The 17,614-nt window shown below is 34.4% G+C and carries 10 protein-coding genes; 2 read left to right on the forward strand and 8 right to left on the reverse strand.

Translation table 11 applies throughout. The features are described 5' to 3' along the window. Positions 1-315: 315 nt before the first annotated feature. On the forward strand, positions 316-10,113 hold the full coding sequence (locus tag BLT88_RS02620) for a T9SS type A sorting domain-containing protein (protein ID WP_091952829.1): 9,798 nt from the start codon (positions 316-318) through the stop codon (positions 10,111-10,113). Between the two features lie 293 nt (positions 10,114-10,406). On the opposite strand, the gene BLT88_RS02625 is transcribed toward BLT88_RS02620, so the two are convergent. From BLT88_RS02625 to BLT88_RS02660, 8 genes are all read right to left on the reverse strand, one after another. Next, positions 10,407-11,222 carry a purine-nucleoside phosphorylase gene (locus tag BLT88_RS02625; RefSeq protein WP_091952831.1) on the reverse strand — a complete coding sequence of 272 codons (816 nt, stop codon included), beginning with the start codon at positions 11,220-11,222 and terminating at the stop codon, positions 10,407-10,409. A 2-nt stretch (positions 11,223-11,224) separates the two neighbouring features. Continuing rightward, a complete protein-coding gene (locus BLT88_RS02630) occupies positions 11,225-11,824 on the reverse strand; it encodes a TIGR04282 family arsenosugar biosynthesis glycosyltransferase (RefSeq protein WP_036787712.1) in 600 nt (199 codons plus the stop codon). Then, positions 11,817-12,311: a rhodanese-like domain-containing protein gene (locus tag BLT88_RS02635; protein WP_091952833.1), complete on the reverse strand. Its 495-nt coding sequence runs from the start codon at positions 12,309-12,311 to the stop codon at positions 11,817-11,819. The genes BLT88_RS02630 and BLT88_RS02635 overlap by 8 nt, the downstream gene beginning before the upstream one ends. 127 nt (positions 12,312-12,438) lie before the next feature. Then, positions 12,439-13,407 carry an arsenosugar biosynthesis arsenite methyltransferase ArsM gene (gene arsM, locus BLT88_RS02640; protein WP_036788356.1) on the reverse strand — a complete coding sequence of 323 codons (969 nt, stop codon included), beginning with the start codon at positions 13,405-13,407 and terminating at the stop codon, positions 12,439-12,441. A 59-nt stretch (positions 13,408-13,466) separates the two neighbouring features. Continuing rightward, complete coding sequence (arsS, locus tag BLT88_RS02645; protein WP_036787706.1) at positions 13,467-14,522, reverse strand: arsenosugar biosynthesis radical SAM (seleno)protein ArsS; 1,056 nt, start codon at positions 14,520-14,522, stop codon at positions 13,467-13,469. 123 nt (positions 14,523-14,645) lie between these two features. Continuing rightward, positions 14,646-14,981 carry an arsenosugar biosynthesis-associated peroxidase-like protein gene (locus BLT88_RS02650; RefSeq protein WP_036787703.1) on the reverse strand — a complete coding sequence of 112 codons (336 nt, stop codon included), beginning with the start codon at positions 14,979-14,981 and terminating at the stop codon, positions 14,646-14,648. Positions 14,982-15,011: 30 nt separating this feature from the next. Continuing rightward, positions 15,012-15,722: a DUF547 domain-containing protein gene (locus BLT88_RS02655; RefSeq protein WP_091952835.1), complete on the reverse strand. Its 711-nt coding sequence runs from the start codon at positions 15,720-15,722 to the stop codon at positions 15,012-15,014. Positions 15,723-15,775: 53 nt separating this feature from the next. Next, positions 15,776-16,462, reverse strand: a complete 687-nt coding sequence (locus BLT88_RS02660; RefSeq protein ID WP_091952837.1) for a queuosine precursor transporter — start codon at positions 16,460-16,462, stop codon at positions 15,776-15,778. Positions 16,463-16,704: 242 nt separating this feature from the next. On the opposite strand from BLT88_RS02660, the gene fabD reads away from it, so the two are divergent. Then, positions 16,705-17,592 (forward strand): ACP S-malonyltransferase, encoded by an 888-nt coding sequence (gene fabD / locus BLT88_RS02665; RefSeq protein ID WP_036787694.1) that lies wholly within the window; start codon positions 16,705-16,707, stop codon positions 17,590-17,592. Positions 17,593-17,614 lie beyond the last annotated feature (22 nt).

Genomic DNA, 17,614 nt, shown 5'->3' on the forward strand with positions numbered 1-17,614 from the left:
AATTAATAGTTAGCAACATTCACAACCATCATAATATAGAATCTGAAAATAAAAAGGTCGTCTCTTCTGAAAGTAGATAATGCAGCAGTTGTTTTATTAAAATTGCTAAGGCTCAATTATCTCTTTGTTTATGTTTTTTATTAACTTAACGGGTATTAATGAATATTCATCGATATCAATTTGCTAAGCAACTTTTTTTCTTTTTTAAAATTTCTTTGTTAATTATTTTTGTAAAAAAAAGTTAGGAAAAGAAAATCAAAAACTCATATCCAAAATAAGTTTTTGAGTATTCTTTTTTACAAATTAATTATAAAAATGAATTCATTGAATACAAAGTACTCCAGAAAAAAGACACTTTCACTTGCAATTGCGCTATTATCAATTATTCAGTTTAATTATGGATCTAACGTAATTAATACCAATGAAATTGCAAATGCTATCTCAGAAAAAGATGTTAAGAATTCTTTTACAGAAAACTTTTTCAGTAATTATGAAGCTAACTGGAAAAATCTTGAAAATTTTAATACTGAATTCAATCAGAGTGCTTTCGCAAGTAAGCAGTTTACAGCGATAAGTGCACCTGCACCTGAAGCAGATGATTGTACAAGCGCTTTACCTGCAGTAGATGCTATCAATTTTTCTGAAAGTATGCTAGAAATTGCCATGGATAAAACTTATCAACCTGATAACAATCAAGGCTGTTGTTATAAGGAACAGCCTCAAGGTCACATGCATCCAAAGAGATTAAAACTAGAATATATAGGAAGTGGAAACCCCTGGATCGTTTTTAGATTTAAAAATTCTGGCGGAGCAGTTCATTTTCAGGGCAATGTTTCAAATGGTCAGTCCTTAATAGTTGATGGTTCGGGTATGGTAAATAAACACGGTCAAGAAGGACTCGAAACTAATACTTGGTATTCTATAGCGGGCGCTGCCGTCTCATATCACACCTCTTGTTCTACAAATTTAGATGTTGGTCATACTATTAACGGACATTTCAAAGTTTTGGCGATAGAAATGCCTTTAGTAAGTGGTATGGGTGGCGTTTCATGCACAGAAGGAAATTTTACACCTTGCAATAATGTTACAAACGCTGGTAGAACTTCTGATAGGAATAATGATTTATGTACAAGTAATGCAAGCAACCCTTTAACAATTCCTAATATTACGATGCCAGTGGCGAGTGGTGGAGAAGGCGGTGATATAGAATATCAATGGCAAATTAGATATTCTGGTAGTTCGTCTTGGCAAGATATTCCTGGAGCAAATAGTAAAGATTATAACCCAGTTAATTTAGCGAATAGTTCAAATGGTTGGAGGATCGGAGAAAATTATTGGAGAAGAAAAGCTAGAAGGACATGCCAAACTAGTTGGATTTATTCTGGTTATGAATATTATTGGATTGTTGAAAATTTTCAAGATCCAGGCGTAATTTCTGGAAATGAAAGTAGATGCGGTTCTTACGATCCAGATAATATTTTTAATTCCACAGGACCTTCTGGTGGGGCTCCAAACAATGCTACAATTGAATATAGATGGGAATATAAAACAACAGGAGGTTGGATAGTAATTCCTAATGCAAAGCAATGGAAATACAATCCTGGAACAATTAACCAAACAACACAATATAGAAGAGGAGCTAGAAGAACAGCTCCAGACTGTACTATAAATTACAAATACTCAAATACAGTTACAAAAACTGTTGTAAATAATAATTTAAGCTTAACCTGTGAGTATAAAATCGATAATGGCGGTTGGATTACAAATAATTGTTCGATTACTCTAACACAAGGACAAAAACTTCAGCTTTCTACAAATCCAAATTATTTGTCGTCATATTCTTGGACAGGTCCAAATAATTTTTCAGGTAGCGGAAATAATGGTGGAGATATTCTACTTTCAAATTCTGTTACTACAGCTATGTCAGGAACATACACGGTTATAGCAACAGATAGCAATGGATGCACTGGCTCAAAAAATATTACAGTTAATGTAGTATGTCCAAACCCTGCAAATAATACAACAGCAACTGCATCAATTAATGAAAATCAAACCAAAACATTAACGGGCTCTCCTTCTGGAGGTTCTTGGAGTATTGTATCAGGTGGCGGAACTATTAATGGTTCAACGTATACACCTGCTAATATAAATACAAATACTAATGTTAAAATTAGATATACAATTGCAGCAAACGGAAGTTGTGCAGCGACTTCAGATGATGTTACGTTTACAGTAACTCCTGTTTGTAGTATAACGGCAAATAATACAACAGCAACTGCATCAATTAATGAAAATCAAACCAAAACATTAACGGGCTCTCCTTCTGGAGGTTCTTGGAGTATTGTATCAGGTGGCGGAACAATCAATGGTTCAACGTATACACCTGCTAATATAAATACAAATACTACTGTTAAGATTCGATATAGAATTGCAGCAAACGGAAGTTGTGCAGCGACTTCAGATGATGTTACGTTTACAGTAACTCCTGTTTGTAGTATAACGGCAAATAATACAACAGCAACTGCATCAATTAATGAAAATCAAACCAAAACATTAACGGGCTCTCCTTCTGGAGGTTCTTGGAGTATTGTATCAGGTGGCGGAACGATCAATGGTTCAACATATACTCCTGCTAATATCAATACCAATACTACTGTTAAAATTCGATATACAATTGCAGCAAACGGAAGTTGTGCAGCGACTTCGGATGATGTTACGTTTACGGTAACTCCTGTTTGTAGTATAACGGCAAATAATACAACAGCAACTGCATCAATTAATGAAAATCAAACCAAAACATTAACGGGTTCTCCTTCTGGAGGTTCTTGGAGTATTGTATCAGGTGGCGGAACTATTAATGGTTCAACGTATACACCTGCTAATATAAATACAAATACTAATGTTAAAATTAGATATACAATTGCAGCAAACGGAAGTTGTGCAGCGACTTCAGATGATGTTACGTTTACAGTAACTCCTGTTTGTAGTATAACGGCAAATAATACAACAGCAACTGCATCAATTAATGAAAATCAAACCAAAACATTAACGGGTTCTCCTTCTGGAGGTTCTTGGAGTATTGTATCAGGTGGCGGAACTATTAATGGTTCAACGTATACACCTGCTAATATAAATACAAATACTAATGTTAAAATTAGATATACAATTGCAGCAAACGGAAGTTGTGCAGCGACTTCAGATGATGTTACGTTTACAGTAACTCCTGTTTGTAGTATAACGGCAAATAATACAACTTCAACTGCATCAATTAATGAAAATCAAACCAAAACATTAACGGGCTCTCCTTCTGGAGGTTCTTGGAGTATTGTATCAGGTGGCGGAACTATTAATGGTTCAACGTATACACCTGCTAATATAAATACAAATACTACTGTTAAAATTAGATATACAATTGCAGCAAACGGAAGTTGTGCAGCGACTTCAGATGATGTTACTTTTACTGTAACACCAGTTTGTACAACAGCAAATAATACAACAGCAACTGCATCAATTAATGAAAATCAAACCAAAACATTAACGGGCTCTCCTTCTGGAGGTTCTTGGAGTATTGTTTCTGGTGGCGGAACGATCAATGGAACAACTTATACTCCTGATGATATCAACACCGATACTGATGTGACTATTAGATATACCATTGCTGCTGATAATGGTTGTGCTGCTACATCTGATGATGTTACGTTTACAGTAACTCCTGTTTGTAGTATAACGGCAAATAATACGACTTCAACTGCTGATATTACTGAAGGACAAACCAAAACATTAACTGGTACTCCTGCTGGAGGAACTTGGTCAATCGTTTCTGGAGGCGGATCTATTACAGGAACTACCTACACTCCTGCAGATATCAATACAGATACAACGGTAACGATTCGATATACAATTGCTGCAGATGGTGATTGTGCTGCAACAACTGATGATGTTACTTTTGATGTAACTCCTGTCTGTGATGTAGTTGCTAATAATACGACTTCAACTGCTAATATTACTGAAGACGAAACGAAAACATTAACAGGTACTCCAGCAGGCGGAACTTGGTCAATCGTTTCTGGAGGCGGATCTATTACAGGAACTACCTACACTCCTGCAGATATCAATACAGATACAACGGTAACGATTCGATATACAATTGCTGCAGATGGTTCTTGCCCTGCTACAAGCGATGATGTTACTTTTACAGTAACGCCAGTTGACCTTTGTACTGATGGTGCAACAGTTGGTCTGGTTACTGCGAATGACCCAGATGCAGACGGCATAAATAATGTGTGTGATTTAGATGATGATAATGATGGTATTCTTGATGTAGAAGAAGGAGATAATGATTGTACTTCGTTTACAACGGTAGGAAAATCGTCTGGAAATCCTCAGGGAGTAGCTATATCTGGAACCTTAACATCGGGGTTGTTTAATGGAAGTTATCTTTATAAACAAAATAATGATGGAAGTTATACGGCTATTATTACCAAGACAGTAACAGGGGCTAAAATTGGCGGTGCAATAGCGATTAATTTTAATGAACTTGGTTCTACTACAAATATAAATAACTCTGTAACAGTCAGAGTTAAAATAGCATTAGGATCTACCGTACTTTATGACGAACTCTTCACAACATTCAAAGCAACATATGGTAATTATGGAAATATAAGTTTCAATACAACAGCACCAATTAATGATCCTGTTTTGAAATTTACTTTAACAAAACCTAATAATATTGGTAATCCAGACCCAAGATTAACTAGTTTTGATTACACCTATTGCACGAGTAATGATACAGACAGCGACGGATTAATCAACAGTTTGGATTTAGATTCAGACGGTGATGGTTGCTATGATGTAGTTGAATCTGGAGGCTTAGATACAAATAGTGATGGTATCCTTGATGGAACAGGAATTGATGCAGACGGTAAAGTTATCGGAAGTTCGGGAGGCTATAATGGAGTTTCGGGAAATGAATATGCTGCACACCAAGCTAATTTTACTTCTAATCTTTCTAATCAAAATATTGACGAAGGTCAACCAGTTACATTTAGTGTTTCAGCATCTGCCGAACAAGCAACTTCTTACAATAATGGAGCACCTATTTATGGAACACCTGGAAATGCAAATAATGGAATAAACTATCAATGGTATTTGGGAGACCCAGACAATAGTGGCATTACCCTAACTGATATTGGAATATATACAGGTACAAATACAGCAGATTTAAATATTAGCAATAGTACTGGTTTAAATGGTAAACAATATTTTGTAAAATTGACACATGCTAATAATAGCTGTTTAATAGAAATTAAAAATGCAATATTAACTGTATGCTCAAGTGCAGATAACACAACATCAAACGCTTCAATCACTGAAAGTGAAACCAAAACTTTATCAGGAAATCCATCGGGAGGAACTTGGTCAATCGTTTCTGGAGGCGGATCTATTACAGGAACAACATATACGCCTGCAGATATCAATACTGATACAACAATCGTAATTCGTTATACAATTGCTGTTGATGGAGATTGTGCTGCAACAACAGATGATGTTACTTTTGATGTAACACCTGTCTGTGATGTAGTTGCTAACAATACGACTTCAATTGCTGCTATTACTGAAGGACAAACGAAAACATTAACGGGTACTCCTGCTGGAGGAACTTGGTCAATCGTTTCTGGAGGCGGATCTATTACAGGAACAACATATACGCCTGCAGATATCAATACTGATACAACAATCGTAATTCGTTATACAATTGCTGTTGATGGAGATTGTGCTGCAACAACAGATGATGTTACTTTTGATGTAACACCTGTCTGTGATGTAGTTGCTAACAATACGACTTCAACTGCTGATATTACTGAAGGACAAACGAAAACATTAACGGGTACTCCTGCTGGAGGAACTTGGTCAATCGTTTCTGGAGGCGGGTCTATTACTGGAACAACATATACGCCTGATGATATCAATACTGATACAACAATCGTAATTCGTTATACAATTGCTGCTGATGGTGATTGTGCTGCAACAACTTCAGATGTTACTTTTGATGTAACTCCTGTCTGTGATGTAGTTGCAAACAATACGACTTCAACTGCTGCTATTACTGAAGGACAAACCAAAACATTAACTGGTACTCCTGCTGGAGGAACTTGGTCAATCGTTTCTGGAAGTGGGTCTATTACTGGATCAACGTATACGCCTGATGATATCAATACTGATACAACGGTAACGATTCGATATACAATTGCTGCTGATGGCGATTGTGCTGCAACAACTGATGATGTTACTTTTGATGTAACTCCTGTCTGTGATGTAGTTGCAAACAATACGACTTCAACTGCTGCTATTACTGAAGGACAAACGAAAACATTAACTGGTACTCCTGCTGGAGGAACTTGGTCAATCGTTTCTGGAGGCGGATCTATTACAGGAACTACCTACACTCCTGCAGATATCAATACAGATACAACGGTAACGATTCGATATACAATTGCTGCAGATGGTGATTGTGCTGCAACAACTGATGATGTTACTTTTGATGTAACTCCTGTCTGTGATGTAGTTGCAAACAATACGACTTCAACTGCTGCTATTACTGAAGGACAAACGAAAACATTAACTGGTACTCCTGCTGGAGGAACTTGGTCAATCGTTTCTGGAGGCGGATCTATTACAGGAACTACCTACACTCCTGCAGATATCAATACAGATACAACGGTAACGATTCGATATACAATTGCTGCTGATGGTGATTGTGCTGCAACAACTGATGATGTTACTTTTGATGTAACTCCTGTCTGTGATGTAGTTGCAAACAATACGACTTCAACTGCTGCTATTACTGAAGGACAAACGAAAACATTAACTGGTACTCCTGCTGGAGGAACTTGGTCAATCGTTTCTGGAGGCGGATCTATTACAGGAACTACCTACACTCCTGCAGATATCAATACAGATACAACGGTAACGATTCGATATACAATTGCTGCTGATGGTGATTGTGCTGCAACAACTTCAGATGTTACTTTTGATGTAACTCCTGTCTGTGATGTAGTTGCAAACAATACGACTTCAACTGCTGCTATTACTGAAGGACAAACCAAAACATTAACTGGTACTCCTGCTGGAGGAACTTGGTCAATCGTTTCTGGAGGCGGATCTATTACAGGAACTACCTACACTCCTGCAGATATCAATACAGATACAACGGTAACGATTCGATATACAATTGCTGCTGATGGTGATTGTGCTGCAACAACTTCAGATGTTACTTTTGATGTAACTCCTGTCTGTGATGTAGTTGCTAATAATACGACTTCAACTGCTGATATTACTGAAGGACAAACGAAAACATTAACTGGTACTCCTGCTGGAGGAACTTGGTCAATCGTTTCTGGAGGCGGATCTATTACAGGAACTACCTACACTCCTGCAGATATCAATACAGATACAACGGTAACGATTCGATATACAATTGCTGCTGATGGTGATTGTGCTGCGACAACTTCAGATGTTACTTTTGATGTAACTCCTGTCTGTGATGTAGTTGCTAACAATACGACTTCAAATGCTGCTATTACTGAAGGACAAACCAAAACATTAACTGGTACTCCTGCTGGAGGAACTTGGTCAATCGTTTCTGGAAGTGGGTCTATTACTGGATCAACGTATACGCCTGCAGATATCAATACAGATACAACGGTAACGATTCGATATACAATTGCTGCAGATGGTGATTGTGCTGCAACAACTGATGATGTTACTTTTGATGTAACTCCTGTCTGTGATGTAGTTGCAAACAATACGACTTCAACTGCTGATATTACTGAAGGACAAACGAAAACATTAACTGGTACTCCTGCTGGAGGAACTTGGTCAATCGTTTCTGGAGGCGGATCTATTACAGGAACTACCTACACTCCTGCAGATATCAATACAGATACAACGGTAACGATTCGATATACAATTGCTGCTGATGGCGATTGTGCTGCTACCACTTCAGATGTTACTTTTACAGTAACAACAGGTTTAGGAAGTATTGGAGATACAGTTTGGTTTGATACTGATGGAGATGCTATAAAAGATGCAAATGAAGATGGATTAGGAGGTGCAACTGTTACTTTAGACCCAGGTACACCAGGAGATCCTAGCGATGATACAACAGCGACAACCGATGTAAATGGAAACTATTTATTTAACAATTTACCACCAGGACATTACATAATAAGTGTAGATGTAAGCGCAGTAACTTCTGGAATTCCAGTGGGTAAAACACCTTCAGACTTGATACAAACATATGATTTTGATAGTGTAGGTACTCCAAATAACAGCGCGATTAATTTACCTTTAGGTCAAAACAATCTAGATCAAGATTTTGCTTATGGAGTTTCTTCAGGAAACACGGGAACAGGTAACAATGGTGGAGTTGAGTCAGAATCTTTAGGAGATGCAATTTCTAAGATTTACGTAGGTAGAAAGAAGAATTCTATGCCAACTGAATTTGTGAAATCAAGTGAGAACTTGTACAATAAAGTGAAGTTAAAATCCATACAGCCTTATCAAGGAAAAGGACAAACTTTATTAGACATGTTCCCTACCGAATTAGTAGCTGGAAATGTAGCCAATGTAACTTCACCAACTGATATTTTAGATTATACCATTGCTGATGAAGTATTATCTGTAGATTTCTCTATAAATGGAGAAACAAAAGGAGTTGTATTAGGAATTAAAACTTCAGATAAGATTTACAATCACACCAAAGCATCTTGTGATCGTTTAAGAGGTGCTGAAATATTGAATGTGCAAAAGGTTCGATTAGAAGGTTATAATTTCTTGATGCAAGGAATTAAGCAAAGAAACGGTGTTGTAGAGTATGCGATCTCATTTGCGGTTTCTAAGAACAACAATGATGATAAGTATACAATTCAGACAAACTGGTATGTAAATAACTATATCAAGTTTAACGATGCCTATAACTTCCAAGTATGGTCTACAAAGCCAGCGGATACTCAAAAATTAGTACAAGATATTTTAGATAACTTGAAATCTTATATTCCTGTACAACAAACAGAAATTCAGAAATTTCCAGAAACCTATGCTTCTAAAATTTACAGAGAAAAAGGGGAATTAGTGGTGAATTTAAGAAGTACTGAAGTTGGAAATACTGCTGAAGTTTCTATGGTAGAGTTATATTCTGAAACTGCAAATAATAACAAACACAGATACAATTCTTTAGATACTGAAATACAGCAATCGTTAAGATTAGACATTGCTGATGGATATGAGTATGATGGTCTTGTAACAGTAGAGGATGAAGTAGAAGATGCATTTTATCATGCGGATGGTAACTGGGGCTTAGATTATGATTCGGATTATACAGAGATACTAAACTACTTTGTATGGAATGATTTTGATAGAACATATCAAGATGATGAATATTCAATAAACAGAAATGTTGAGATCAAGGCAACTAGTGAGTATGATTACTTAACGGTTTACAAATCATTATTACCTGGTACATTGTCTGCTGATTACTCTGAGTACAAGTACTTATCATTTACTGCTAAAGGATCTGGTTTAATGGAATTAGGATTGATTAAATCTTCCATAGAACGATGGAAACAACAATACAGAGTGATGGTCGATTTATCTAAAGAAGAACAAACGTACTATGTGCCTTTTGATATATTTTCTTCTACAGGTACAACGAATAAAATAACTGCAGATGACTTAACCACTCTAGCATTTACTTTCTTGCCTGTTGAAGCGAATACTAAAGACTTAGATTTATTTATTTCTAACGTGAAATTCACTAAAACGGCTATTGAAGACCAGATAGTAAATAAAATTGAGAAGTTTGAAAATAACTTTATGGCATACCCAAATCCTTCTAAAGGAAGTGTAAATGTTATGATATTTAGTAAAGTGGATACCAATGCAACTATCTCTTTATTTGATGTAACCGGAAAAGAAATCTATGTAGCTCCGGTGCAATTAATAAACGGTAAGAATGAAATAGACTTCAATGTAAAAGTGAAGCCTGGTGTTTTATTCTTAAAGGTGAATAGTAAAAAAGTTAATTATGGAGTTTCTAAAATTATGTTTAGATAGTATAAAATAATATCAATTGTATTTATTCAAAAAATTAAGCTGCATTTTGTAGGGAAAAGCAGCTTATGTATTCAATTGTTTTGAAGGAGAAGAGCTGTTAATTTAGCTCTTTTTTCATTTCATAAAACTAGGCTAAAATATTTCGATTTTAAATCAACTCTTTTAAATCTAGATATAATAGATGATTTTTTAAAAGTTAAAAAGAAGATAGTCTTTTGTAAAAAATCTCATGATGAAAAAGATATAGGGCTAAAAGTTTTATTCAATACTATAATATAGATTTTTAAAAAAAATTAAATCATTTTAATAACTTCCTTAAAGAGTGTAATCAGTTTAGGTTCAGCTTTACCAGCAATTGCAATAATTTCATTAATATCGACTGGCTGTAAGTTTTTAGGGTCACATTCATCGGTTAAAACAGAAATAGCAGCACAAGGTAAATTGAGTTGTTTGGCAACGATAACTTCTGGTGTAGTGCTCATACCTACAGCGTCTGTTTCTAAAATTTGTAACATTCTGTATTCTGCTCTAGTCTCTAATTGAGGTCCTAGAACACTTGCATAAATACCTTTATGCAGCAGAATGTTTTGCTGTTTCGCGATGGCAATAATTTTAGCATTGATTTCTTGTGAGTAGGGTGCTAACATGTCTGCAAAAATATTCCCAAAATTGTTAGCGCCCTTAAATGCAAGAGGAGAGCTTCCTTGTAAATTAATGTGGTCTTCAATTAGCATTAAGTCCCCTTTATTATAGCATAAATTTATGGCCCCTGCGGCATTTGAAACTAATAAGTTTTTAATTCCTAAACCATGCATGGTCCTAATACCGTAAGTTACTTCCCAAGGATTGTATCCTTCATATAAATGAAAACGACCTGCCATCACTAGCACTTTCTTGCCTGACAATTCTCCGTAAATTAATTTGCCAGAATGAAACTCTACAGTAGCAATAGGAAAATTTGGAATCTTAGAATAGGTAATTTCTTTTGTAATTGAAATTTCATCGACTAGTTTTCCTAATCCTGTACCTAAGACAATTCCTATTTCTGGATTTGTAATTCCTTCCGATATTAAAAAATCGATTGTTTCTTTTAATTGTTGCTGTTTCATACTTATAAAAATTGCTGAAAGGAGGGATGATATTTTATATCTTCAAAGATGTCTATATCGTTCAGTTCCTCTAACAAATGTACTTTTTTATCTTTTAAATCTGTTAAAGTATCTTTTCTAACAGTCTGTGTGCCCCACTTTTTGTTTTTGAAGATTGTTGAATGCAACAAATTCATACCCAGTAAATAATAACCACCATCTTCTGCAGGTCCAAGAACTACATCATTATTATCTAATTCAGTAAACGCTTTTTCTATGTTTTCGGATGTTAAATCATAAAGGTCACTGCCTATAATTACTACTTTTTTATATCCAGCATCAAATCCATTTTTAAAAGCATTTTGCATTCTGATGCCGAGATCTTCTCCAACTTGTTGGTTTTTTTGATAGTTTTTTGAATCCCAAATATCATTAGACCTAATTTTTACGGAATAATACACTTCTCTATCGGAAGATACTTGTAACGAAATATCTCTCGTTTTTTGAAGTAAGTATTTATAGATTTCTAACGCAGTTTCGTTACCAACTGTTTTGGCTAAACGTGTTTTTACTTTTCCTAATTCAGGATTTCGGGTAAAGATTAATAACAAGTTTTTATTCATATACTTTTTCTCCTTTTGTAAGCCATTTACTCCAATCGCTATCGAAAGTATGGATTTTGTCAGTATAATTTCCCAAAGTGTCAATTACTTGAAAATTATTGTTTTTCCATTCAAAAATACCTCCATATAAATTATAAACATTGGTATAACCCTCTTTGATAAGTTGATATGCAATTGTTTCTGAACGAATACCGATAGAACAATACACTACAATTTTTATATCTTTTTCTTTAGGTAATTTTTTGAGGGTTTCTTTTAATTTAAAATCATTATAACCAACACAAATAGCCTCTTTAATATGACTTACTTTGTATTCTTTTTCTTCTCTAGCATCTAACAAAATAGCTTTCGTATTTGGCAATGCCAAAGTATTTACTGATATATAAGGAACATTTTTTTTGTTCCATTTTATCAAAAGCTTATCTAGTTTCTCTTGTGCAGAGACTGTTGCGCTAATAAGTAAAAAAAGTATTAAAATTTTCTTCATTATTTATGTATACATTCTTTTCATTGCTAGTACGAGGCAATCCTTTTATCGTCTGCACTTTGTTTTATGAGATTGCCGATTTATACCTTCTAGCAATGACTTTTTTCATAAAAATTATCTAAGATGGCTAGCAACATCCACCACCATCATAATGGAAGGTAGATTCTGAAAAGAAAATATCGTCTCTTCCTAAAGCTTGCAAAGCAGCCGTTGTTTTATCACAAATTGCTAAGGGTTGATTTTTTAATAAAGTATGTCCTAAACCGTCATCAAAATAATCTTCATCACCGAAATAAATGGCCGCTCTTCCGGTGAAAATACACGGTCCGTCTGCAGGCATTGGATCTTTAATTGCAGCCACTTCTATAGATTCAATATAGATAAGCTCATCAGTTGGATAATTCTTTGGATCTAAAATTCTGTAGGGTTTTCTGGCTCTTATTTCAATCGTTCCAAATCCAGCATCAGTTAATGCTTTTACATAATCTGCAATTGACAAACTTCCGCTTAAACATAAAGCACGCAAACGAGCGTCATTTCGCAATTCGTCATTCATAGGTTGCTCACAGGTTGGATCGCTCATCACTAGTTTTCCATGAGGTTTTAAAACTCTGTACATTTCTGCAATTGCTTTCTTTAAATCATCCGATTTAAAAATATTGAACAAACAGTTTTGAGCTGCAACATCTATAGAATTATCTTCTACAGGTAAATCCATTGCATCCCCTTTTCTTAAATCAACAAAATTACTTTTAAACCATTCATTTTGTTCTTCAGCAATTTTAAAGTTTTTATGAGAAGCTTCTAGCATTTCGTCAACAACATCTAAACCAATAACACCACCTTTATTTCTGTTGAAATACGCAAATTGCAGTAATTCCATTCCGCCACCAACACCAACATATAGCATTTTTGGATTGTTGGTTAAATCTCTTGCATGCACCGTAGAACCACAACCGTAGTTCATTTCTTGCATAATTCGTGGAATTTTTAGCCCTGGTAATTCCCAGATAGGATTGGTGGTGCAGCACAAACCAACATCTGGTGTTAAAGCAGCTTCTTTGTATACATTGTGTGTGGTTTCTAAATAACTCATATTTTTTATTCTTTGATACGAATTCATGAATGATTCGTGATTATTTTTTTACTAATAAATTAAGCAACAACTCCTTGACAGCTACTTCCAGCTCCTGCTGTGCATCCATAACAATGTTGATTAACAATAATATTTCTGTCTTGTAATATTTTTTCGTTGTAATCCGAAATGTGTTTTATTGCACTAGCGACCTTTAAATTTAACATCTGATTAAAATCGCAGTCATATAAATTTCCATCCCAACTTACAGAAAGTGTGTTCGTACACATTACATTTTCTACTGCAGAAGGGTTATAAGCTTCTACCAAATTATACATATAATCTTCATAGTTTTCTGATGCGATTAAATAATCTAAAAACCTACTAATTGGTAAATTTGTAATCGCAAATAAACTATGAAAAGCGATATTAAAATCTGCTTTTAATGCTTTTTTGAAATCATTTTCTAATGCCATTTGGTCTCCAGGTAAAAATGCTCCTGAAGGATTGTACACTAAATCTAATTTCAAATCTGATCCCTCTATTCCATAACCAATAGCATTTAATTCTTGTAATGCTTTTATGGATTTATCAAAAACTCCATTGCCACGTTGTTTATCTGTTTTTCCCCTCGTCCAATGTGGCATCGAAGAAACTATGTGAACATTGTGTTTTTTGAAAAATTCTGGTAAATCATAATATTTTTTGTTGGCCCTTATAATTGTTAGGTTAGAGCGAACAATAAAATCTTTAATTCCTGCTTTGGATGCTTCTTCTACGAACCATCTAAAATTAGGATTCATTTCTGGTGCTCCACCTGTTAAATCTAAAGTATGTGCTTCTGTTTTTTTGATTACTTCTAAACATTGATGCATTGTGTCAAGTGTCATAATTTCTTTACGATCAGGACCCGCATCTACATGGCAATGTTCACAAACTTGGTTGCACATATACCCTAAGTTTATTTGTAAAACTTCTAATTTTTTAGGACGCAAAGGAAACTGATTTGTTTCTTTAATTTTAGAAGCAAAAGTGGGTAACTCTCCATTTGCAAAAATTCCTTCTGAAAGAATTTCCATTTGACGAGAAGTATTTGCAATGTCGTTATTTCTTGCTTTTAATGATTTTGTAGCCATATATTTTGTTGAGCTGAACTTTTTTCAGCTGTTGATAATTTTGAGATGATTCTGTATGATAAATTTAGAATTATATAGGAAACACTTATCTAATAAAAGTATTTTTTAAAAAGTATAAACTACTTACATTTCTAATTTATTAACTTTATTCATCATTTGAACTCCATGAACTAAAGTAGCGCCACTTTTTATTGCAGCACCAACATGAATTGCCTCCATCATTTGCTCTTTTGTAATTCCACGCTGTAAACCATCTTTTGTGTAGGCGTCTATGCAATAAGGACACTGTTCTGTATGCGCAACAGCCAATGCAATTAAAGATTTTTCGCGGGCCGTTAAAGCGCCTTCCTCAAATACTTTTCCATAATAATCAAAAAACTTGTTTCCAAGCTCTTCGCTCCATTCTGTAATTTTGCCGAATTTTCTTAAATCAGCAGCATCATAATAGTTTTTAGACATAAAATTTTATTTGAAAGGGAAAGATAATATTTATTTACCGTTTAAAGTCCAGTCATATTTTAAATAACTAATTTTTGCTTTAGGACTAATTTTTGTTTCTGAATACGTACTTAAATAACTTATTAAGGAACCTTTTTTTGTAAAATCGTCTTGAAACCAATCAAAGATAGAAGAAATCTGAATTTTCTTGTTAGAAATTTTATTTCTTGAAGAATCATTCACAAAATCTTTCATTAAACGTTCTAATTCTGCATCAATGTTATCCTCTGTAAAAGCGATATTTGATAATTTAGGACAAGAACCTGAGGCACAGTTTACTCCCACATGAATTCTAGCATCAAATAAGGTTTTACGTAGGATTTCGTGTTCAATATGGTCTAGCGTATATGTTTTACCACCAATTTTAGCAAAAGGAATTTTCCAAGCAGTTTGTCCTTCTCGTTTAATGTCCATGATACTTTTTAGAGGATGGCTTTCTAAAATGAGTTTGATTGTATATGCATTATACGCATTAATCCAAAAAGCTTTTTGTTGATCTTGTGACCATGATTTTTCTGGAGATGTTCTCTCTAAATAAGAGATGTAATTATCTAACTTAAGGGCGTCTTTCTTAAAAGATTTATAATCTACAATTCCCTCTTCGGTCACATGTTTATGCAGTAAATCGTTAAAAATTGATGTTTGTGCATTTACTTGTGCTACAAATAAAATGGTAACAAATAATAAGCCTATTTTTTTCATTCTTTGTTTTTTCTAAATATATAGACGAAGCCATTTTATATTAATTACAAAAATTACTCCAAAATTTCCTCTCCAATTTTTAAGTTGAATTTTTTTCTAAAAAGAAATACAAATCCATATAAAATAGGAGTATCCAAAGCTGCTATAATTACTTTAAAAAGGAAGCCACTTATTAGTAAACTTGCAAAAATGGTCCAAGGCAAAATTTTAAAAGAGCATAATAAAAAAAGAACTGTAAAAGTGTCAATAAATTGCGACGCAAAAGTAGAAAAATTATTACGCAACCATAAATGTTTACCATGCGTTAGTTTTTTCCAAAAATGGAAAATTCTAATATCTATAAATTGCGCACATAAATATGCTATCATCGAAGCAAAAACAGCCAAAGGCGATAATCCAAAAACTTGATGAAAAATAATATCGTTAATTGGAGAATTGTCTATTGCTGGAGCAAAATCTGCAATTAAAATGATTAGCATTGAAAAGAAAGATGCGAAAATACCGGCAATAACAACTTGATTTGCTTTCTTCTTTCCGTAGATCTCTGATAAAATATCTGTGATTAGAAACGTAATTGGATACGGCAAAATACCTACTGAAATTTCAAAACGATATAAACCAAAAGGTTCCCAATAAAAGAATTTTTGAAAAATTAAATTAGAGGCCACTAAAGAAGCAATAAATAATGCCGCTAGAATTAAATAGATGCTATCTGCTAATTGTTTGTCTTTAATTTTCATTGAACGAATTTACTAAATATTCTATCACTTTCTAAAAAGCTCTTTGTTAATTGAAAATTTTTAAAAGCTCGAAAGGGTATTGTTTTTTGTCTTTAGTTTCAATAAAGTAATTAAAATTGACCAATTTTATTTGGAGATGAGAAGCAAAAAAGATATCATATAAAGTAGTAAATACCTTCAAATAAAAATTATTATTTTTGTCCAAAATTAAATGAATAAACAGTTACATAGATAAATACTTTATGAAAGCATATATTTTTCCAGGGCAAGGAGCACAATTTACAGGAATGGGTTTGGATTTGTACGAGAAATCTGCCTTAGCGCAAGAGTTATTTGAAAAAGCAAATAAAATTTTAGGGTTCTCAATTACTGATATTATGTTCGAAGGAACAGCAGAACAGCTAAAAGAAACAAAAGTTACACAACCTGCAGTTTTTTTACATTCAGTAATTTTAGCAAAGGTTTTAGGTGATGATTTTCAGCCTGAAATGGTTGCAGGCCATTCTTTAGGAGAATTATCTGCTTTGGTTGCAAATGGAGTTTTAACATTTGAAGATGGATTGAAATTGGTCTCTAAACGTGCTTTGGCAATGCAAAAAGCCTGTGAGGTTGTACCTTCTGCCATGGCTGCTGTTTTAGGTTTAGCAGATAATATTGTTGAAGAAACATGTGCCGAAATTGAAGGAGTAGTGGTGGCGGCAAATTACAATTGCCCTGGTCAATTAGTGATTTCTGGTGAAATTTCAGCTATTGAAAAAGCATGTGAGGTTTTAACTGAAAAAGGAGCTAGAAGAGCTTTGTTATTACCTGTTGGTGGCGCGTTTCATTCACCAATGATGGAACCTGCAAGAGAAGAATTAGCAGCGGCAATTGAAGCAACAGCATTTGGTAATCCCTCTTGTCCTGTGTATCAGAATGTCACGGCGAGTGCGGTTACAAACCCTGATGAGATCAAGAAAAACTTAATGATTCAGTTAACGGCGCCTGTTAGATGGACGCAATCTATACAAGCAATGATTGCTGACGGTGGAACTGAGTTTATTGAAGTTGGGCCAGGTAAAGTATTACAAGGTTTAATGCGTAAAATTGATAGAAGTGTTACTGCTAGTGGAGCATTTTTAGGAGCATAAATTATTTATTTTAAAAGCTTTT

The organism is Polaribacter sp. Hel1_33_78 (assembly GCF_900106075.1).
Taxonomy (GTDB): domain Bacteria; phylum Bacteroidota; class Bacteroidia; order Flavobacteriales; family Flavobacteriaceae; genus Polaribacter.